The 18,984-nt window shown below is 60.8% G+C and carries 18 protein-coding genes; 4 read left to right on the forward strand and 14 right to left on the reverse strand.

Annotated features, from left to right (window positions below):
- Position 1 precedes the first annotated feature (1 nt).
- The 4 genes from HMPREF2875_RS00915 to HMPREF2875_RS00930 form a co-directional block, all read right to left on the reverse strand.
- Positions 2–1,690, reverse strand: coding sequence for a bifunctional uroporphyrinogen-III C-methyltransferase/uroporphyrinogen-III synthase (locus HMPREF2875_RS00915; RefSeq protein WP_070669587.1), 1,689 nt, complete (start codon positions 1,688–1,690; stop codon positions 2–4).
- A gap of 162 nt (positions 1,691–1,852) precedes the next feature.
- Entirely contained in the window at positions 1,853–2,740 is an 888-nt protein-coding gene (hemC, locus tag HMPREF2875_RS00920) for a hydroxymethylbilane synthase (protein WP_070669589.1), read from the reverse strand.
- Positions 2,741–4,114: a glutamyl-tRNA reductase gene (locus tag HMPREF2875_RS00925; RefSeq protein WP_070669591.1), complete on the reverse strand. Its 1,374-nt coding sequence runs from the start codon at positions 4,112–4,114 to the stop codon at positions 2,741–2,743.
- 101 nt (positions 4,115–4,215) lie between these two features.
- Positions 4,216–4,455, reverse strand: coding sequence for a glutaredoxin family protein (locus HMPREF2875_RS00930; RefSeq protein WP_070669593.1), 240 nt, complete (start codon positions 4,453–4,455; stop codon positions 4,216–4,218).
- 109 nt (positions 4,456–4,564) lie between these two features.
- On the opposite strand from HMPREF2875_RS00930, the gene HMPREF2875_RS00935 reads away from it, so the two are divergent.
- Positions 4,565–5,584: an HAD-IB family hydrolase gene (locus HMPREF2875_RS00935; RefSeq protein WP_070669595.1), complete on the forward strand. Its 1,020-nt coding sequence runs from the start codon at positions 4,565–4,567 to the stop codon at positions 5,582–5,584.
- Here HMPREF2875_RS00935 and HMPREF2875_RS00940 read toward each other — a convergent pair.
- The 6 genes from HMPREF2875_RS00940 to HMPREF2875_RS00965 form a co-directional block, all read right to left on the reverse strand.
- Positions 5,581–6,159, reverse strand: coding sequence for an LURP-one-related/scramblase family protein (locus HMPREF2875_RS00940; protein WP_070669597.1), 579 nt, complete (start codon positions 6,157–6,159; stop codon positions 5,581–5,583). The two genes, HMPREF2875_RS00935 and HMPREF2875_RS00940, sit on opposite strands and share 4 nt — an antisense overlap.
- A gap of 1,617 nt (positions 6,160–7,776) precedes the next feature.
- On the reverse strand, positions 7,777–7,878 hold the full coding sequence (locus HMPREF2875_RS13130; protein WP_003855542.1) for a 30S ribosomal protein bS22: 102 nt from the start codon (positions 7,876–7,878) through the stop codon (positions 7,777–7,779).
- Between the two features lie 240 nt (positions 7,879–8,118).
- Positions 8,119–8,307 (reverse strand): helix-turn-helix domain-containing protein, encoded by a 189-nt coding sequence (locus tag HMPREF2875_RS00950; protein ID WP_010189818.1) that lies wholly within the window; start codon positions 8,305–8,307, stop codon positions 8,119–8,121.
- 200 nt (positions 8,308–8,507) lie between these two features.
- The gene (proC, locus tag HMPREF2875_RS00955) at positions 8,508–9,299 is read right to left on the reverse strand and encodes a pyrroline-5-carboxylate reductase (protein WP_070669687.1); all 792 of its coding nucleotides are present in this window, start codon (positions 9,297–9,299) and stop codon (positions 8,508–8,510) included.
- Positions 9,300–9,331: 32 nt separating this feature from the next.
- A complete protein-coding gene (locus tag HMPREF2875_RS00960) occupies positions 9,332–10,114 on the reverse strand; it encodes a hypothetical protein (RefSeq protein ID WP_070669599.1) in 783 nt (260 codons plus the stop codon).
- A gap of 9 nt (positions 10,115–10,123) precedes the next feature.
- A complete protein-coding gene (locus HMPREF2875_RS00965; protein ID WP_083311805.1) occupies positions 10,124–11,053 on the reverse strand; it encodes a Ppx/GppA family phosphatase in 930 nt (309 codons plus the stop codon).
- A gap of 33 nt (positions 11,054–11,086) precedes the next feature.
- Between HMPREF2875_RS00965 and HMPREF2875_RS00970 the strand changes: the two genes are divergently transcribed.
- A complete protein-coding gene (locus HMPREF2875_RS00970; protein WP_070669603.1) occupies positions 11,087–11,968 on the forward strand; it encodes a DUF3109 family protein in 882 nt (293 codons plus the stop codon).
- On the opposite strand, the gene HMPREF2875_RS00975 is transcribed toward HMPREF2875_RS00970, so the two are convergent.
- The 4 genes from HMPREF2875_RS00975 to mshA form a co-directional block, all read right to left on the reverse strand.
- The gene (locus HMPREF2875_RS00975) at positions 11,965–12,663 is read right to left on the reverse strand and encodes a response regulator transcription factor (protein WP_039673479.1); all 699 of its coding nucleotides are present in this window, start codon (positions 12,661–12,663) and stop codon (positions 11,965–11,967) included. The two genes, HMPREF2875_RS00970 and HMPREF2875_RS00975, sit on opposite strands and share 4 nt — an antisense overlap.
- Entirely contained in the window at positions 12,660–13,919 is a 1,260-nt protein-coding gene (locus tag HMPREF2875_RS00980; protein ID WP_210388121.1) for a sensor histidine kinase, read from the reverse strand. The genes HMPREF2875_RS00975 and HMPREF2875_RS00980 overlap by 4 nt, the downstream gene beginning before the upstream one ends.
- A gap of 76 nt (positions 13,920–13,995) precedes the next feature.
- The gene (locus HMPREF2875_RS00985; RefSeq protein ID WP_070669688.1) at positions 13,996–14,745 is read right to left on the reverse strand and encodes a phosphoglyceromutase; all 750 of its coding nucleotides are present in this window, start codon (positions 14,743–14,745) and stop codon (positions 13,996–13,998) included.
- A gap of 43 nt (positions 14,746–14,788) precedes the next feature.
- Complete coding sequence (gene mshA / locus HMPREF2875_RS00990) at positions 14,789–16,054, reverse strand: D-inositol-3-phosphate glycosyltransferase (RefSeq protein ID WP_070669607.1); 1,266 nt, start codon at positions 16,052–16,054, stop codon at positions 14,789–14,791.
- A 76-nt stretch (positions 16,055–16,130) separates the two neighbouring features.
- Here mshA and HMPREF2875_RS00995 point away from each other — a divergent pair, with 76 nt between their 5' ends.
- Positions 16,131–17,843, forward strand: coding sequence for a long-chain-fatty-acid--CoA ligase (locus HMPREF2875_RS00995; RefSeq protein ID WP_070669608.1), 1,713 nt, complete (start codon positions 16,131–16,133; stop codon positions 17,841–17,843).
- Positions 17,844–18,300: 457 nt separating this feature from the next.
- Positions 18,301–18,930 (forward strand): endonuclease domain-containing protein, encoded by a 630-nt coding sequence (locus HMPREF2875_RS01000; protein WP_141754540.1) that lies wholly within the window; start codon positions 18,301–18,303, stop codon positions 18,928–18,930.
- Positions 18,931–18,984 lie beyond the last annotated feature (54 nt).

The raw sequence follows: 18,984 nt of genomic DNA on the forward strand, positions 1-18,984 counted from the left end.
ACTAGGACCGCCCAGACGTGGTCGAGGCAGACTTCTTCCGGGAGCGGCGCTTCTTGCGCGGAGCAGGCAAATTGCCGGCAGCGCGGAGGGCAGCGACGTGGTCCGCGAGGGCGTCGACAAGCATCGGCACATCGGCGATTTCCGGGACGACGTCTACACGCAGGCCCACCTCCTCAGCCGCAGCCTTGGTGGAGGGGCCAATGCACGCGATGATGGTGCGCGCATGCGGCTTGCCCGCGATGCCCACGAGGTTGCGCACCGTGGACGGCGAAGTAAAGGCCACGGCGTCGAAGCCACCGGACTTGATCATGTCACGGATTTCCGCCGCCGGCGGGGCTGCACGTACGGTGCGATAGGCCACGACATCATCGACTTCCCAGCCCAAGTCCAACAGGCCATCAACCAGCGCATCACCAGCGATGTCGGCTCGTGGCAGAAGCACGCGGCCCACCGCATCGATGTCCTCCACGTAGGTGGGGAAGACCTCCACGAGGCCCTCCGCATTCTGCTTCGTGGGCTTCGGCATAACCTCCGGGATCATACCTTTCGCACGGATGGCATCGGCGGTCTTCTGTCCCACCGCAGCAAGGTGCACGCCGGCGAAGTCGCGAGCATCGAGGCCGAGCTCCGCAATCTTGTCCCACACCGCGCTTACCGCGTTGACGGAGGTGAAGACAATCCACTTGTAGCGGCCCTCCACAATGCCCTTGATGGCGCGATCCATCTGCGCCGGGTTGCGCGGCGGCTCAACAGAAATAGTGGGCACCGACTGCGGGATAGCACCGTGACCTGCCAGGCGAGCGCTCATCGCCGCCGCCTGCTCCTTCGTGCGCGGCACCAACACGCGCCAGCCGTACAAGGAACGGTTTTCCCACCACGAGTACTTCGAGCGATCATCAAAGCTACGGCCCAAGGTCACCACGAGTACGCCCGGCAACTCCGCATCGAGCTTGCCCAAAGTACCCAGAGTCGTCTCGTGGGTACGCTGCAGGCGCGTCGTGCCATGCACGGTGACATATGCCTCGGTCTCGGCGGGCATGCCGCGCTCCACCAGCTCGCGAGAAATCACCGGCAAGTCATCAGCAGTGGCCTGCAGAACGAGCGGCTGCGTCGCGGATGCCAGCTCGTCCCAGTCAGCGCCTTCCGTAATATCTGCCTCGGTATACGTCGCTCCCAAAGCAATACCCGCAAAGGACGGCACCGTCGACGGCAGGGACATACCCGGCACCACCTGAAACTCCATACCGGCATTCGCCACGGCAGAAATCTCCGCCTTAATGGACTCACGGTTGAGCGGATTACCCGTGACGAGGCGAATCACGTCGCGGCCCTCAGCGCGCTCAAGCGCTTCACGCAGTTGCTTGACGACGTCCCCCTCAGGTTCCTCAAACACCGCCGCCGTCGGCGGTGCTGGGCGTGGTGGCTTACGACGAGCTCCTGCCTCCTTGGCAGCAGCGCAGATGCGCTCGTACTCTTCCTCGGCGGCGTCGAGAAGCTCTTGCGGCACCGGTACCTGCAGGGCCACCATCTCACGCACGCCGGAGGAAACTTCAGCGTCCGTCACAGCGATGGCAGACGTTTCCAGAACCTCGCGGGCGCGGACAGTCAGCAGATCAGGGTTGCCAGGGCCGGCGCCGACGAAAACAACTTTGCCCACTTCAGCCTGGGTATCCGGCACGGCATTGCTCATAAGGTTCTTTTCTAGTTTGTGGATTCCGGGGGATTCCTGCGCCGCTCACCACGGCGGGAGAGTAAAGCCCACCCTTCACGTGTGGTTTAAGGGGGGCTGAATCATTGGCGTCAATGATTGTGTGCTAGATACACACTAAAGGAAAAGGTCCGAAACCAAAAATTAGTTAGCAAGCAGCTCCGCAGCTCCCTGCGCGAAGAGGTCCTCAGACACCGCGCGACCCAACACCTGCGCATCCTCAGCCTTCCCTTGCGCCTGGGCAATGAGCTGGCGGGAGCCATCGAGGGCAAAGACGCCACCGCGTACGACGAGCTCGTCGCCTTCCCACCGGGACGTTGCTGCGACTGGAGCGGTGCAGCCAGCCTCCAGCTCGGACAGCACGGTGCGCTCGGCGCGGGTGGCGGCGATAGCGGGGACGTCGGCAAGCAGCGCAATGGCCTGCGCAGCCTCAGTACCTTTCACTGCCTCGATTGCGAGCGCTCCCTGCGCCGGGGCGGGCATGAAGAACTCCGGGTCGAAAACTTCGGTAGCACGCTCGGCGTAGCCCGCACGCACAAGACCGGCGTAGGCCAAGAGCACGGCATCAAGCTCACCGCTCGTTACCTTGCCCATGCGGGTATCAATGTTGCCGCGCAGCGGACGAATGTCCAGGTCCGGGCGCAACGCCCTGAGCTGGCTGATACGGCGCGGAGCAGAGGTTCCCACGCGCGCACCCTCTGGCAGCTCCTTCAGCGTGAGGCCATCGCGGGCGATGAGCGCCTCGCGCGTGTCCTGGCGCTCCGGAACCACGAGGTCAAAGCGGTCGTCGGCAGCCGTCGGCAGGTCCTTGAAAGAATGCACGGCAATGTCGCACTCGCCGCGGTCTACGGCCTCACGCAGGGCTTGCGTAAACACGCCCACGCCGATGCGCTCGACGGGCGCCATGTTGACATCGCCCGGCGTTGTCACAATGTGCAGTTCGGCCTCGTAGCCAGCTTCTTTGAGCCAGTCCCGTACGTGACCCGCCTGCGTGGTGGCGAGCAGGGAACCTCGGGTACCGATCTTCAACATTTATGCGTCCCCTTCTTTGTTCTTTTCCGCGGCTTTCATCTGTGTGGCATCCGGTAGCTCCGTCATATCCACGGCCACGCCGCTGCCTTCGAGGTGCAACCCGAAGAGTTGCTGAAGTGCGGTTTCGTGGCTGACCGTACCGGAATTCGCGGCCAGCTGCTTCGCGCGGACCGTGGGCTCATGGAGGAGTTTGTCGGCCACGCGCTTGAGCGCACGGTTCACGTCACCCAGTTGGCGCTCATCCAGCTCTGGGTGCTTCTGCTCTAAACGTGCGATTTCACACTGCACGAGGTTGGCGGCTCGCTGCCGCAATGCAGACACCGCGGGTACGACATCGCGCACGCGTTGGGCGGAGGCATAGGCCTCCAGCTCCTCGGTAACGATGCGCCGCGCCTGGACGTGCGGGCTGGTTCCAGCAGCGATATCGGTATCGGCGGCGTCGAGGGATTTGCTCAGGCGCTCAATATTGACCAGGTCAACCCCTTCGGCCTCAGCCGTCGCATCATCGATATCGCGTGGCAGGGACAAGTCCACGAGCATCAGTTCACGGTTGGCAACGTGGTAGCGCTCAACGTCGGCAGCCGTAATGGTGAAATCTTGTGCACCGGTGGCGGAAATGGCCATGTCCACGCTGCGGAGTTCTTGAGCACGGTCGGCAAACTCGATGACATCCGCATACACACCTGCCTCATGCGCATGCTGGGCGACTCGCTGCGCACGCGCGAGCGTCCTGTTGGCAATGACCAGCTGCGCACCAAGCCGACCCGCATGGGTGGCCGCGAGCGACGCCATCGCGCCCGCCCCCAGGATGAGCACACGGGCACCATCCAGCCGCTCCCGCCCCATGCGGCTTAAAGCCTGATCAAAAGCGAAGGACACCATGGAAGCACCCGCCTCATCGATATCCGTCTCAGAATGAACGCGCTTACCGGTGCGCAGCGCCGACTGCGCCAAGGCATGGATTCGTGGGCCCGCGGTGCCCTGTTCCGTGGCGGACTGGTAGGCGGCGCGAACCTGTCCGATAATCTGCTGCTCGCCTACCACCATCGAATCCAGCCCGGAGGTCACCGTCATGAGGTGCTCAGCGGCGGCATCAGCATAGCGAACGTACAGGTAAGTACGCAGTTCTTCCTCGTCCACCCCGGACACCTCGGCCACAGTGCGAACGACGTCCTGGACGCCCGTATGGAAGGAATTAGTAACCGTATAGACCTCCATGCGGTTACATGTGGAGATGATCATCGCCTCGGAGAGCGAATCCGCCTGAACCAGGGTCTGGCAGGCACTATTCTGCACGGCGTCGTCCATGCTCAGCTTTTCCAGCAGCGCTACCGGCGCTGACTGATGCGACATGCCCACGACGAGCACACTCATGCACTACCCTCCAGTTCTTCATCATCCCTTTGGATGACATAAATCAACCAAAAGACTACTAGCCTAAAGCTCTTTTCTGAAACTCACCAGAAATCTGGAGTTTAATCCGCCAGCGCCTGCGCGAGCTCCTCGTTATCCACTTCCCAGCAGGCAAACTCCTCGTCGTCGATGACGACGACGGGCACTCGATCACCATATTCCATGGCCAGCTCGGGGTCCTCATCCACCACACGCACGATGAGCTCGTCCCCCGCCTGCTGAACCACAGGCGTGATCTGCTCGCGCACACGCTCACACGACCCGCACGTGGTGCGCACCATGAGCTCAACGGTGTGGGACATAAAAAGGGGCTCCTTAGTGAGACTCAAAACTTTTCGCGGTTTACTATGGACACGTTAGCCTGCCCACCTGTTGAAAGCTGAACGCGTGCCCCTCCCCCTTCCACCCGGTATGCCCGACTCCCCCCGCGAGTTCCTTGCCAACTGGACCGCGAGTAGGGGTAACCTCCGCAATTTCTTGGAGCAGCAGGCCTTTGCCCCGCTCGGTGAAGAGCACCAGCGTGCGGCAGGTGAGGCGTCGGCAGCCGCGGCGGTGGAACAGCTCTTCGGCATCGACCTAGATTCCTTTTCCTCCGGCGTGGATTCTGTCCAAGGCTCCTTCGAGTCTGCGGGCTCGCGCTCCCTCACGCAGCCAGACCCCGACATCCCCCAGGACCTTGGCGCCGCTGCCTTCTTCGACGTAGACAATACGCTGGTACAAGGCTCTTCATTGGTCTCCTTTGCCTTGGGCCTGGCGCGGCGACGCTACTTTTCACTCTCCGAAATCCTGCCTATCGCATGGAAACAGCTGAAATTTCGGGTATCCGGCTCTGAAAACACCGAGGACGTAGCGGCTGGGCGCGTGCAGGCCCTCGAATTTGTCAAGGGCCGCTCGGTGGCAGAGATGGTTGCGCTGTGCGAGGAAATCGTCGACCAGTCGATGGCTGAAAAGGCCTATCCCGGCACAAAGCAACTGGCACAGATGCATCTCGACGCCGGCCAACAGGTCTGGCTCGTCACCGCCACCCCAGTCCAGCTGGCGCAGATTTTGGCTCAGCGTTTCGGATTTACGGGCGCCCTCGGAACCGTGGCGGAAGTCGAAGACGGCCGCTTCACCGGACGCCTCGTGGGCGATATCCTCCACGGTCCCGGCAAGATGCATGCGGTAGCCGCCTTGGCCACGCTGGAGAATCTCGACTTGGAACGCTGCACGGCTTACTCCGACAGCGCCAACGACGTCCCCATGCTCTCCATGGTGGGCACGCCGGTGGCTATCAACCCCGATTCAAAGCTGCGCGATATTGCGGAAGAAAAAGGCTGGCTCATCCGTGATTACCGTTCCGTCCGCAAAGCCGTGCGCACCTACGGAATCCCAGCACTCGTCACTGCGCTGTTCTCCTATGGCGGCTGGCGCATTGCCCATCGCCACTAGCTGCTCTGCTGTGCCTTCGTGCGCAGCATATCCATGCACATCACCGCACCGATGAGACCTGCATGCTGTTGCGGGTCTAGCCCTGCCGCGATGCTGAGACGGTAGGTATTCTTCCCTGAAAGGAAGTTGCCGACGCCCGCCCACTCGTTGGTCACCTGCGCCAGCGGCTGCCCCTGGCTGCTAATGGTGATATTCCAATCCCAAATATCACCCGTAATCTCAATCTCCGGGAAGCCCTCCATCTCCATGGTCAGGCGCGTCTTAAACATGGCGAACCGCTTGGTCACCACCGCCATGGGGTGCTCGATACCCGGCAAGTACACCTCATAGGTATCCCGCACGAAGTTCGGCGGATCCTTGATCAGCATAAGCGGCTGCTGCGGGTTGCCCTGATCGTCCGTGAAGGCCACCTCCAAGCTGCGGGAGGAGTTGAAGAACATGTCCTTCAGGCTTCCGGACTGCACAATCGTGCCGACGGGCACGCCCTGCTCATCCGCGATGAGGAATTGATCCTGCAGGAAAGACTTCGTCTGTGAGATAACGAGGGTGTCGAGCGTCAAAATTCGGGGCAACATAGTTCGCCATCATACGCATGCATGGAAGGTGATGGGCACTCACGGATAGCACTCCCCACTACTCCGAAAATATAGCCTTAATAGCACTCTCCAAAACTACCATAATTGCAGGTAAGCGTAGATGTCCGGGGCATCTTATAGGCTTCAGTTAGAACGTTAGTTCCTACTCACTTTAAAGCCTCTAATCCTCAAGAATCCGGAGAAGTTACCGTGACAACCACTACTCCTACCGCCTACTTTTCCCACATGAACCCGGACTGCGCCCTCGCTATGGAGCGCAGTGCTGCGCGCCGCGCCGATTATCGCTCCTGGAAAGCTGCCATGCCCCCGCTCGATGAGGATTTCGATGTGGCGTGCCAGAGGCTCGTCGCCAAGCTCGGGCTCGGCCCACACACCATCACCGAATGTTGCCTCGCCGTGCACCGGCTTAATGGGCTTCCGCAGGTCAAAGCGATGCAGGAAGACCTCTTCCTGCTCGATATGCGCGCCCTCATCGCCATCGACTTCACCTTGACCAAACTGGGTGAAATACCCCAGGAGACGCTCGCGCTTATCGACGCCTCCTTGGCCGACTACTTCATCCCCACCGCCCCCAACCAGACTTTTCCTACGCCTCCACAGATTGGCCGCAAAGTGCGCGATATCTGCAAAAGCATCGATAAAACGATTTCTTTCCGCGATACGCGGAAGAAGGATTCCTACTCCATGACGGACAATGGTGAGCGCGCCAACCTGGAGCTCAACACGGATAGCGCCACGGGCATCATCCTGGACAAATACATCAAGGAGGCCGCGAAAGAGAACGGGGTCTCCACAGCTGATGCTTTGAAGAAGCTCATCGCCGGCAGCATCACACCGCCGTCGACGGTCATTTTGCACACGTATCAGGCCACCGATATTGAGAACGCGCCAACACTCGTGCAGGGCTATGGTTGGACGTCTCAAGAGATGCCCACGACCCGCACTCGTGACCTGTCCGCAGAACCGGAAGCCTCGGATAGCTATGTTGCCTCGGAGCTCATCCGAAAATACGTCGAGGGGCGCGACGGCACGTGTCGTGCTCTTGGCTGCAACCGGCCGGCCCACCTGTGCCAGATGGACCACCGCGTCAACTACGCCGACGGCGGCCCCACTCACCCGAGCAATCTCGCCTCACTCTGCCAGCACCATCACAACATGAAGACCGATGGCCGCGCGCATTACATCATGGACCCCCTCACCGGGGATATCGTATGGCTTTTCGAGGACGGAACCTGGGCCATGACTGAACCCACCGGCCCGCTGGCCAACAAGACCAAGCGCTGGGCCCAAACCGTGGCCCAGAAGATCACTGCAATCCGTCAGCGCGCCCACGAGCAAGCCCAGGCGCTGAAGAAGGAACTAGACGCCGAAGCAGCTGCCAAGGCTGCGGCGGAAGTCCAAGCTCCCAGCACTCCCCAGAGGACATCCCGTTCTAAACCTCGCCGTCGTCTGACTCGACGGCGCCCACCCGGTAGCCCACTACAGAAAGGACCCCATTCCATGACCCCTCCGTCGTCCGGGACGACGAGAAGCCCAGATAGCAGAAACTCCCCGTCACAATCACGAAGGACTATGCGGGGAGCTATGAGCCAAGCTTTACTTGCCCAGCTTGCGACGCTGAACGCGGGTGCGGCGCAGCATCTTGCGGTGCTTCTTCTTGGACATGCGCTTGCGGCGCTTCTTGATGACAGAACCCATAACAGGTTTCCTCACTTTCGGTATCAGTACGTACGTAAACCGGCCGGCGACGCCTGGAATGAAACCGCACGGTGCACTCGATGCGGCCCCGCAAAACGGGGAGACACAGGCGTACCACTGCCGACACGAATGCCCACCATCTTACCTAGCGCCCTTCCCAGCACCAAAACTAAGGGCAGCACCCACCGCCGTGGACCGTAGGAGTCCACAGGGGTGGGCGCTGTCAGAGAGAGATGAACGCTAGGCTCCGTACACGGATGCCTCAAGGTATTCCTTGACGGCGGATTCATGAACGCGGAACGAACGTCCCACGCGCACTGCCGGCATGTCACCTGCGTGAACCAACCTGTACACCGTCATCTTGGAGACACGCATGATCTCCGCAACTTCGGCGATGGTCAGGAAAGTTCCCTTATCTTCATTCGTCATAGTTTATTTAACCCTTCAGCACGTGACGCGCTGTAGGCTTCCCCTCCCACAGGACTATCACGCACGCGCTCCTGCAAGCTTAGCGTGAAACCTGTGACTAATGCGACCCAAGTGCCATTTTTTTCCACATTCGCACCGTTGTTCCCCAGAAACTCGCCTCACAACAATCGTCACACCATTCCCATGGAAGGAGGAGAAATCTAGGCTAGTTCCTGCGCACGCTGGGCACATGCCTCCGCCGCGCGGAAGAAAGCGCCGCGAATACCGGACTCCTCAAGCTCCCGAAGCGCAGCCGCGGTGGTTCCCCCCGGGGAGGTCACCCCCGCGCGAAGAGCGACGGGATCCTTCCCAGATTCCGTCATCATGGTGCCTGCGCCCTGGGCGGTGCGGGTGGCCAGCTTTTCGGCGACGTCACGGGTAAGGCCGAGCTGCACGCCGGCGTCGATAAGCGCCTCTGTGACAAGGAAGTAGTAGGCAGGCGCGGAGCCAGCCAGGGCGGTCGCGGCGTCGATGTGCTTTTCCTCGATGACGGCGACCTCACCGACGGCCTCGAGCAGCTTGACCACACCCCCGAGCTGCTCCTCACTCACGTGCTGACCGCCCGCACACGTGCACATGCCCTTGCCGACAAGCATGGGGGTGTTGGGCATCACGCGGACGACCGGTACGCCTTCGCCAGCGGCCTTCTCGAGAGTGTCGAGGGTCAAGCCCGCAGCCATGGACACCACGACGGCGTCCTGGGAAATATCGAGACCGTCGAGCAACTCGACGATGGCATAGGGCTTCACACACGCGAAGATGTACTCGGCACCCTCGATGGCTTGCGCGTTATCACTGGTGACGGTCACTCCATAGGTGCCGTGCAGTTCCTCGCCGCGCTCTGAACGGCGGTTGGTCACCACGATGTCCGCAGCGTCGTAGCCTGCGCTCACCAGCCCGGAAACTAGGGCCTCGCCGATTTGTCCTCCACCTAGTACTGCAATTTTAGTCATGATCCCAGGGTGCCAGAAACCCTGGGTCACGGCTACATCACAACGAGCAGCGGGCCGAAGGTAAGCACGAGGCCTGCTACGGCCGCGAGGAACATGGACAGGCCATCGCGGCTGGTGCGCAGAGCGTGGACGATACCGACAATGACGCCGGTAACGACAACGCCGAGCACCACGACGACGAGGCGGTCGAAGCGGTCCCAGAGGATTTCGAAGCCTTTGAACACGACGGCACCCAGCACGATGCCAACGAGGGCGAGCAGGACGACGGCGAAGGGGTTAAGCTTCTCCTCCTCGTAGTCCTCGTCATACTCGTCGTATTCCTCGACGTCGTGGTCGACGGCCTCGAGTTCACCCGTAGTCGAGGTTTCGTCCTCAACCTTTTCTTCGACCTTGTCCTCAGACTTCTTCTCAGGTGCGTCCTTGACGCGCTGAATGACGCGGGTGTCCTCGGTGGAGGGCTGGGAACGCTTGGGCTCAGAATCGGTCTTGTCCGGCCGCTCCACGCGGACGGCATCTGCCTGCGGCTCAGACTCAGTCTTCGGCTCGGGTTCAGCCTTCGGCTCAGGTTCAGTCTTCTCGGCGTCCTTCTGCGGAGCAGGAATGACTGGCGCAGTCTCATCGATAGAGACGTTGGAGTGCTTCGCTTCGGCCGGGGTTGCCTTCACCTTCTCGAGGTTGCCGGTCAGCTCCGCGACGGAGATGCCGCCTTCCTCAAGGCTGCGGCGACGGCGGCGCGAACTCTTCTCTCCACCGGAGCGATCCTTCTGGTTACGGGCCAGCAGCTCCGCAACTGTCAACTGTTTCTCGTCAGCCACGTTTCTTTCCTATTCCAGTCCCTTATCGGTACGGCGCAAAATGACACCTTCACGGAGAGCCCAGGGGCAGATCTCTAGCTTCTCGATTCCCAGGGCACGCATACTCGCCTCGGCCACAAGAGCACCCGCGACGATTTGGTGCGATCGGGTAGAACTTACACCCTCAAGGTCTGCCCTGTCAGCTGCAGTCATGCGAGAAATGAAAGAAATGAGCTGACGCAGACCCGGTGCGGTGAGGGTGCGCTTCACATACGGACCCGCCGAAGACGGTGCGGCACCGGTGAGTCGGGCCAGCGTACGGAAGGTTTTTGAGGTTCCGACACCCAAGCCGGAGGGGCCCAGGGCGCGCATCTGATCGGCAACGCCAACCAATTCCGCATCAATATAGTCACGGAGGAGATTCACCTTGGATTTTTCCGGCGGATCGGTGTCGAACCAATTGTGAGTCAGACGGCCAGCGCCGAGGTCGAGAGAGAAAGCGAGCTCTGGGTGCTCGTCGGTACCGGTGGACAGCTCGAGAGAGCCGCCGCCGATGTCGAGGTTGGTGATGCGACCCGCGGACCAGCCATACCAGCGGCGCACGGCCAAGAAGGTCAGGCGGGCTTCTTCTTCACCAGACAGGATTTCTAGGCGGACGCCGGTGTTCTTTTCCACTTCATCGAGAACCTCGGCCGAGTTCGTAGCTGAACGCACCGCAGAGGTGGCAAAAGCCATGAGCTCATCGCACCCCAGCTTCTGGCTCAGCTCATTGGCTTCACCCACAGCAGAAATAAGCTTTTTCAAGCCCTTCTCGTGGATGTTGCCCTTTTTGTCGAGCTGTTCCACTAGACGCAGGGGCGTCTTCCAGTCGCTCATCGGGGTGGGCCGGCCACCGGTTGCGGCATCGACCGCAACGAGGTGGACGGTATTACTTCCGACGTCTAATACACCTAATCGCACACCCCCACAGTAGTAGGTCTACCGTGGGTAGGTGTGAATCGCCCGAAATCAAATGAGGTTTACCTGGGTTTTCCCACCTCCTCCCCCGCCGCCAAGTCCATCCTTGCAGGCCGCGAAAAGGCCCCTGACTTCCCACGAGAGTGGTTTGAGTTCACCGATCCCGAGGATCCCTTGCACGTCTACTCAATCGATCTCACGTGGCTCGAGTCGCATTACGAGTGCCAGTTTGGGACCGAGAGGTGCCACGGCATCGATAAGCAACAGAGCGACGTTGGGTGCTGTGTGCATGGCGCCTACATGGCCGATGAAATCGACCGCGACCAGCTTGCCGACGCCGTGGCGCGCATGCCCGCACGCTACTGGCAGCACCGCCCTGAGGACGTCGACGAGTACCTCAAAAACGGTCAGCCCGAAGAACTGGAACCGTGGTTGGAATGGGATGAGCTCGACGGTGACGATGGCGAACCGGAGCCGGCGTTGAAGACGCCGCTTGTCGACGGCGCCTGTATCTTCGCCAACCGCGAAGGCTGGCCCACGGGCCCTGGCTGCGCCATCCATCAGTGGGCGCTCGACGCGGGTGAGGAGCTCACCGTGGTCAAACCTGAGGTGTGCTGGCAGGTGCCGATTCGCCGCCACGAGGATTATGAGGAGCGCCCTGATGGCGAGGAGATTCTGCGCACCACTATCGGCGAGTATGACCGCCGCGGGTGGGGCAATGGTGGTGAGGACTTTGATTGGTGGTGCTCAGCATCCCCGTCCTGCCACACGGCAAAAGAGCCGCTCTGGAAGTCTCAAAAGACCGAGCTCATCGCTCTGTTAGGCGAAGACTGCTATGAGATTCTAGCCCGGCACTGCGAAGCGCGGGCACGCTCCGGAGTGGAGTTTCCGCGCCACCCGGCGGATCCTCGAGCTTAGGCCTCGAACTTGTAGCCCAAGCCGCGCACGGTGACGAGGTGCTTCGGGTGAGACGGTTCCGACTCAATCTTGGAGCGGAGGCGCTTAACGTGAACGTCGAGCGTCTTGGTGTCACCGACGTAATCTGCGCCCCAAATGCGGTCAATGAGCTGACCGCGGGTAAGCACACGGCCAGCATTGCGCAGGAGGTACTCAAGGAGATCGAACTCTTTGAGCGGCATCGACACCGGTTGGCCGGCCACCAGCACCGTGTGGCGTTCCACGTCCATGCGCACGCGGCCGCCCTCCAGAATCTGGTTGTGCGGCTCCTCTTCGCCGCCCTCCGAGGACACCTCGTGGCCGCGGCGCAGCACCGCACGGATACGGGCGATGAGCTCGCGGGAGGAATAAGGCTTGGTCACGTAGTCATCGGCGCCGAGCTCAAGGCCAACCACCTTGTCGATTTCCGAGTCACGCGCGGTAACCATAATGACCGGCACCGAGGAGGTAGCACGCAGCTGCTTGCACACGTCCGTGCCAGACATCCCCGGCAGCATCAGGTCCAGCAAGACGATGTCCACGGTGTTGGCCGCGAACTGCTCCAAGGCGCTGGGCCCGTCGGGGGCCAAGAGAACATCGAATCCTTCTTTGCGAAGGAGGAATGCAAGGGGATCTGCAAGCGACTCTTCATCTTCGACGATGAGGATGGTGGTCATTGCGATTTATCCTTTCGACGAGCGGCTACGCGCGCAACTGCACGCTGCAGGCCAGGAGCGGCGGAGCTGACGGCTCCGTCTTCTTTATTATCCTTATTATCTACAGTATCCGCTGGCTTTTCTTCGGTGTAGATAGGGAGCTCGATTGTGAACGTCGAGCCAGTTCCCGGCCGGGACCACAGCTTGATATTGCCGCCATGGTTGGCCACGACGTGCTTGACAATGGCCAGGCCCAGTCCAGTTCCACCGGTTTGGCGTGAGCGGGCCTTATCCACGCGGAAGAAGCGCTCAAATACGCGCTCCTGGTCTTCTGGGGCGATGCCGATGCCACGGTCGGTGACGCGGACAAGGACAACGTTTCCACTGACCACCTTTTGGGTAACCGACACCGGCATCTCATCTGGTGAGTAGTGGATAGCGTTGGAAATGAGGTTCGAAATAGCGGTAACCAACAGGGATTTATCGCCCATCACCTGCACACCGACGGATTCGCCGCGGGTGAGCTGGTTATTGTGTGCGTCGGCTGCCAGCTGGTTGCGTGTCATGGCCTCGTCGACGATCTCATCGAGGTCAACCGGCTCCATCTCCGGGAGGGCTTCCGCACCCTGCAGCTTGGACAAAGAGATGAGCTCGTTGACCATATCCGCCATTCGGGCAGCTTCCTTCTGAACCTTGCTACCGAAGTACTCCACGTGTTCGGGGTCCCCGGTGTCTTGCAGGAGGGCCTCTGCCAGCAATGCGATGCCGCCGACGGGTGTCTTGAGTTCGTGGGACACGTTAGCCACAAAGTCACGGCGAGCAGATTCCATGCGGACTGATTCGGACTCGTCGGTGCCGTAGACGATGATGAAGCGGTCGTCGTTAAGCGTCAGCGGTTTGACTACCGCACGCACCTGGGTAACACGGTTGCCGGTGCGGCGCTTGGGGATGGACAAATCCAGAGTGCGGGTCTCCTTATCCTCGAAGACCTCCTGCGCCACGGACCAAATGTCCGGGTTCACGGCACGATCGTGGACCATCGACATCTCGTGTGCGGCCGGGTTGGAAAAGATGACTTCTTTAGTGCGTGAGAGCACCGTCATGCCGGATGGCGATCCACCCACCGCCAGGTGGAGAACTTGGCTCACGCTGGTGACTTGATTGGAGTCAGCGTCGCGGGCGCGGCGGCGCTCCAGTCTTTCGCGGATACGCGTGACAACCGGTATAGCAAGGCCGCAGGCCACCACACCGGCGAGGAAAGCGAGTACAAATTCCACGATGATTCACACCTCAAAAGAAATCCCCACGGAGTATAGACTCCCTGGGGATTATGCGCAGTGCGCGAGGGCGGAGTTACTTCTTGGCGCCCTGTGCAGCAACGGCGGCGGCGCCAGCAGCGGCTGCTTCCGGGTCGAGGTAGGTGCCGCCCGGGTTCACCACGGAGCCGTCCTCAGCAATCTCGTAGACCAGCGGGATGCCCGTCGGAATGTTGAGGCCAGCAATCTCCTCATCGGAGATCTGATCCAGGTGCTTGACCAGCGCACGCAGGGAGTTACCGTGTGCAGCGATGAGAACGGTCTCGCCCTTCTTGGCGCGCGGGAGGATCTCCTCCTCGAAGTAAGGAACGAAGCGCTCGACGACGTCCTTCAGGCACTCGGTACGCGGAACCTGATCCAGGTTGGCGTAGCGCGGGTCTCCAGCCTGGGAGTACTCAGCACCATCTTCGAGCTCCGGCGGCGGGGTGCCGTAGGAGCGGCGCCATGACATGAACTGCTCCTCGCCGTACTTGTCCTTGGTCTCTGCCTTGTTAAGACCCTGCAGAGCGCCGTAGTGACGCTCGTTGAGGCGCCAGTCACGCACGACCGGGATCCAGTGGCGGTCAGCCGCGTTGAGGGCAATGTTGGCGGTGCGGATAGCACGGCGCAAAAGAGAGGTGTACACAACCTCCGGCAGGATGCCCTGCTCCTTGAGCAGTTCGCCGCCGCGCTTGGCCTCGCCCTCACCCTTGGCGGTGAGGTTGACGTCTACCCAACCGGTAAATTGGTTGGACTCGTTCCATTCGGACTGTCCATGTCGAAGAAGAATCAGCTTTCCGTTACTCATAAACACCAGCATGCCACGTTTTTCGGCAGCGCGTCAGGTGGTTTTAATATCCGATTGCCCGGCGCGCATGACAGTCCGGAATTTCGATACTCATGGCATCGGCGTAGATGTTTTCGAGCTGCGTTGCGGCGGCCGCCCAACTGAACTGCTGGGCGTGATCGACGGCGGCTTCGCCCATGGCGATGCGGCGGGGGTCGTCGTCAAGCAACTGCTCCAATGCGTCCGCCCAGTCCTCCGCCCCGTGGGAGTGCACGAGCAAGCCAGTATCCCCGTCCGCCACGGCAATGGGCAGACCGCCGACGGCCGCGGCGACAACGGGCGTGCCCGATGCTTGCGCCTCCATGGCCACGAGGCCGAACGACTCGTTATAACTAGGCACCGCCACAATATCCGCCGCCTGATAAATGGACACCAGCTCTTGCGACGGGCGCGGGGTGAGGAAGCGCACGACACGGTCCACACCTAGCTCCCTCGCCAAGTTCTGGTAGGTGTCTGGGGAAGAATTCGCCCCGGAGGCACCTCCGCAGATGATGACGCGCAGCCGGCGATCCGGATCGCGCTCCATCAGCTCCGCTGCGGCGCGAATGAGAACCTCTGGCCCCTTAAACTTTTGCAGGCGGCCGACGAAGGCCACGACCTTCGTGTGCAGTGGAATACCCAGCTGGCGGCGAGCGCGCTCCGTCATGCGGTCAGTGCCCGGGGTGAAGAGCTCCGTGTCTGCACCGGGTGATACGACGACGATGTTTTCTGGTGACGCATCGTAGTGTTCCACCAAGTCACGCGTCTCCTGCGCCGTGTTAACCACGAGGATGTCGGCATTGTCCACCAGCTGCTGCTCACAGATGCGGCGTGCTTCGGTCTCCGGGGTGTCATCCAGCGTGCGGTGCACGTTCTTGACCGCGGCCAAGGTGTGCGCGGTATGCACCAACGGTACGTCCCACAAGTCTCGCAGCAGCCAACCCACCTGCCCAGACAGCCAATAGTGGGAATGGATAACGTCATAATCCACGTTGAAGCAGCGCGCGAAGTTAAAAATGCCGCCGGTAAACGCCGCGAGCTGCGTAGGCAGCTCCTCTTTACTTAGTCCCTCGTACGGGCCAGCAACGATATTGATGACGCGCAGGCGCTCCTCGACGTCCACCACTTCCCCCTGACTCGGGCGCGTGGCGCGAGTAAAAACATCCACGGTAACGCCTAGGCGCGCGAGCTGGCGGGCGGTATTGAGCACGTACACATTCATGCCTCCGGCATCACCGGAACCGGGCTGCTCAAGGGGCGAGGTATGCATGGAAATCATCGCGATGCGCATAGTCACCCAGTGTATCTGGAAAGCAGCCACGTTATACTGGCTCCCAACTTCAGAGACGTGACCGAAAGGTGTAGAGATGTCGGCATTCGAGTCCAAGGCGTGGCTCCAGCACTATCCAGAATGGACCCCGCACAGCTTGGAATATGGGGACACCACGCTTCTCGACGTCTACGACAACAACCTCGCCCTGCACCCCGACAAGTCCGCAACCTACTTCTTCGGCCGCACGCAAACGTATGCCGAGCTGGACAAGCAGGTGCGCCGCGCAGCTGCTGGTCTGCGCGCCTTCGGCGTTCGCCCGGGCGACCGCGTCGCCATCGTGGCTCCGAATTGCCCGCAGTTCATCGCGTCCTTCTGGGCCGTGCTGAAGTTGGGAGCTATCGCTGTTCTCCACAACCCGCTGTACACCGCCCACGAGCTCGAGGGCCTGTTCCAGAACCACGGCGCACGTATCGCCATCGCGTGGGATAAGACGGCCTCCACCTTGGAAAAGCTGCGCGCCACGACGAACCTGGAAACTGTCGTGTCCATCAACATGGTCAACGCCATGCCCACCCCGCAGCGCCTGGCTCTGCGCTTGCCGATTCCACCGCTGAAGTCCAAGCGCGCTCAGCTCACCGCCCCTGCACCTAATACGGTGCCGTGGGAGTCCCTCGTGGGCAATGCCATCGGCGGCGATGGTTCCGATGTCCTCTCGCCGGAGGAAGTCACCAAGGACACCACCGCGATCATCCTCTACACCTCAGGTACGACGGGTAAACCTAAGGGCGCGGAGCTTACTCACGGCAACCTTTTCTCCAACCTGCTCATGGGTAAGCACTGGGTACCTGGCCTGGGCGATTCCCCGGAGCGCATGTTGGCTGCCCTGCCGTTCTTCCATGCCTACGGCCTCACTATGAACGCCACCTTGGCGCCGCTCATCGCTAGCGAATTGGTCCTCCTGCCGAGCCCGCAGATGCCGCTCATCATGGATCTCATGAAGAAGCACACCCCCACCTGGATTCCGGGCGTGCCGACTCTCTACGAGCGCATCGTGGCCAAGGCAGAGGAAGACGGTGTGTCCCTCGATGGCGTCCGCGCAGCGTTCTCCGGCGCATCTACCCTGCCGGTCAACACCGTGGAGAAGTGGGAGAAGTACACCGGCGGCATGCTGGTTGAAGGTTATGGCCTCACTGAGTGCTCGCCCATCATCGTGGGTAACCCCATGAGCTCCGACCGCCGTCCCGGCTACGTGGGCATCCCCTTCCCTGATACCGAGATTCGCATCGCCAACCCGGACAACCTCGATGAGACCATGCCGGATGGCGAAGAAGGCGAGGTACTCGCCCGCGGCCCACAGGTATTCAAGCGCTACTTCGACGATGAGGAAGCCACCCAGAATGCTTTCCACGGTGACTGGTTCCGCACCGGCGATATGGGTGTCATGGAAGAAGACGGCTTCATTCGCTTGGTCAGCCGCATCAAGGAGATCATCATTACTGGCGGCTTCAACGTCTACCCTGGCGAGGTCGAAGAGGTTCTCACCTCCCACCCAGACGTCGACGAAGCAGCGGTCGTGGGTCGCCCCCGCTCGGATGGCTCGGAAGACGTCGTGGCTTGTGTCATTTTGGCCGACGGCGCCGCCATGGATCCGGAAGGCCTCAAGGACTACTGCCGTGAGCGCCTGACCCGCTACAAGGTTCCGCGCACCTTCTACCACTTCGAGCAGCTCGCCACGGACCAGCTGGGCAAGATTCGCCGCCGCGACGTGCAGGAGGATCTGCTCAAGCGTCTCAAGGTTGAGAAGTAGCTGGTTTCAACCGCCCTGGCTCTGTAGACCACCCCACCCTAACTCTGAAAAGTCGCGCCGAAAAGGCTCGAAACTCCCAGACTTTTTAGAGTTAGGACGGTTGTCGCGCACCTAGGGCTCATCGGTGTTACATTAAGGTTCACGCATTCTGGGGGGAATAAGTATGAACCAACGTGTCGTGCGCGGGCAGACCAAGTCCGCCATCGCAGCTCTACTCAAACGCAATGAAATTACCCGATTAGGCCGAGGCCTCTATGTGTGGGGACAACCTACTCCCCTCGGGCTCCTGAGTGGGCTACACGCAGAATTTCCCTGGCTGTTCGCATCGGGACTCACTGCCGCTCAGCTCCTTTTAAATGAGCCCTTGACCTTCCCTCTTCATCTCGCTGGGTTGGGTGCCTTGCCACCGTCCAGCTTCTATTCCTTCACGCGTACCACTATTGACAGCACACTCAGCGTGTCAACGTACCGGGTGCTCAACCCCTTGGTGGCTCTGAGTACGGTCGACGTTGAACTGGCGAAGAAGGTTTTCGAGCACATTTATTCCTCCAAGAAGGGACGAAGCCGCCTCGAGGCCCATCGAGCCGCACTCAAACAGATACCTACCCGGACCCAAAAGATCCTCAGCTCCGCGGCACTGTTCACGGACTCCGGTGCCGAAATAATGGTGGCCCGCGAACTCACAACACGCGGATTAAACGTGGAGTGCAACGTCCGCATTGGCCGCTACTACTGGGATATCGTGCTGCCTGACCTGAAGGTCGCGGTGGAAATCAACAGCTTTGAATACCACTCGGCAGGTCAGGAATGGATTCGGGATCACTGGAAGAACAACGAGGCCGTCCTCACAGGCTGGTGCACCTTGCGCTACACCGGTCACTGTGTGGCCCATCATCTCAACTATGTCATCGACCAGATCACTCACGCTGCCGAGCCCGACTTTGATAAACGCTATTACTCATGGGTTGGCTACTGGCACAAAGGAGCACAACCGCCCCCGTTAAAACCCTGGGAGCAACCCGGCTACGAGCACTGGGCACCACTTTCTACCACCCCTCCCGACGGGCACGAAGGACCCACAGCTTAAGCGACTATTCATCCGTGTCGGTGGGTCCCCACGCAGCTCCTTTCGTTACGGGTA

This window comes from Corynebacterium sp. HMSC078H07, from assembly GCF_001812805.1.
Lineage (GTDB): Bacteria > Actinomycetota > Actinomycetes > Mycobacteriales > Mycobacteriaceae > Corynebacterium.

Bases quoted from the DNA above. Each gene is read 5' to 3' on its own strand.
- HMPREF2875_RS00950 (WP_010189818.1), bottom strand. From the start codon at position 8,307: ATGACGAATGAAGATAAGGGAACTTTCCTGACCATCGCCGAAGTTGCG.
- HMPREF2875_RS00925 (WP_070669591.1), bottom strand. From the start codon at position 4,114: ATGAGTGTGCTCGTCGTGGGCATGTCGCATCAGTCAGCGCCGGTAGCG.
- hemC (WP_070669589.1), bottom strand. From the start codon at position 2,740: ATGTTGAAGATCGGTACCCGAGGTTCCCTGCTCGCCACCACGCAGGCG.
- HMPREF2875_RS00915 (WP_070669587.1), bottom strand. From the start codon at position 1,690: ATGAGCAATGCCGTGCCGGATACCCAGGCTGAAGTGGGCAAAGTTGTT.
- HMPREF2875_RS00985 (WP_070669688.1), bottom strand. From the start codon at position 14,745: ATGAGTAACGGAAAGCTGATTCTTCTTCGACATGGACAGTCCGAATGG.
- HMPREF2875_RS00975 (WP_039673479.1), bottom strand. From the start codon at position 12,663: ATGACCACCATCCTCATCGTCGAAGATGAAGAGTCGCTTGCAGATCCC.
- proC (WP_070669687.1), bottom strand. From the start codon at position 9,299: ATGACTAAAATTGCAGTACTAGGTGGAGGACAAATCGGCGAGGCCCTA.
- mshA (WP_070669607.1), bottom strand. From the start codon at position 16,054: ATGCGCATCGCGATGATTTCCATGCATACCTCGCCCCTTGAGCAGCCC.
- HMPREF2875_RS00935 (WP_070669595.1), top strand. From the start codon at position 4,565: ATGCCCGACTCCCCCCGCGAGTTCCTTGCCAACTGGACCGCGAGTAGG.
- HMPREF2875_RS00995 (WP_070669608.1), top strand. From the start codon at position 16,131: ATGTCGGCATTCGAGTCCAAGGCGTGGCTCCAGCACTATCCAGAATGG.
- HMPREF2875_RS00940 (WP_070669597.1), bottom strand. From the start codon at position 6,159: ATGTTGCCCCGAATTTTGACGCTCGACACCCTCGTTATCTCACAGACG.
- HMPREF2875_RS13130 (WP_003855542.1), bottom strand. From the start codon at position 7,878: ATGGGTTCTGTCATCAAGAAGCGCCGCAAGCGCATGTCCAAGAAGAAG.
- HMPREF2875_RS00930 (WP_070669593.1), bottom strand. From the start codon at position 4,455: ATGTCCCACACCGTTGAGCTCATGGTGCGCACCACGTGCGGGTCGTGT.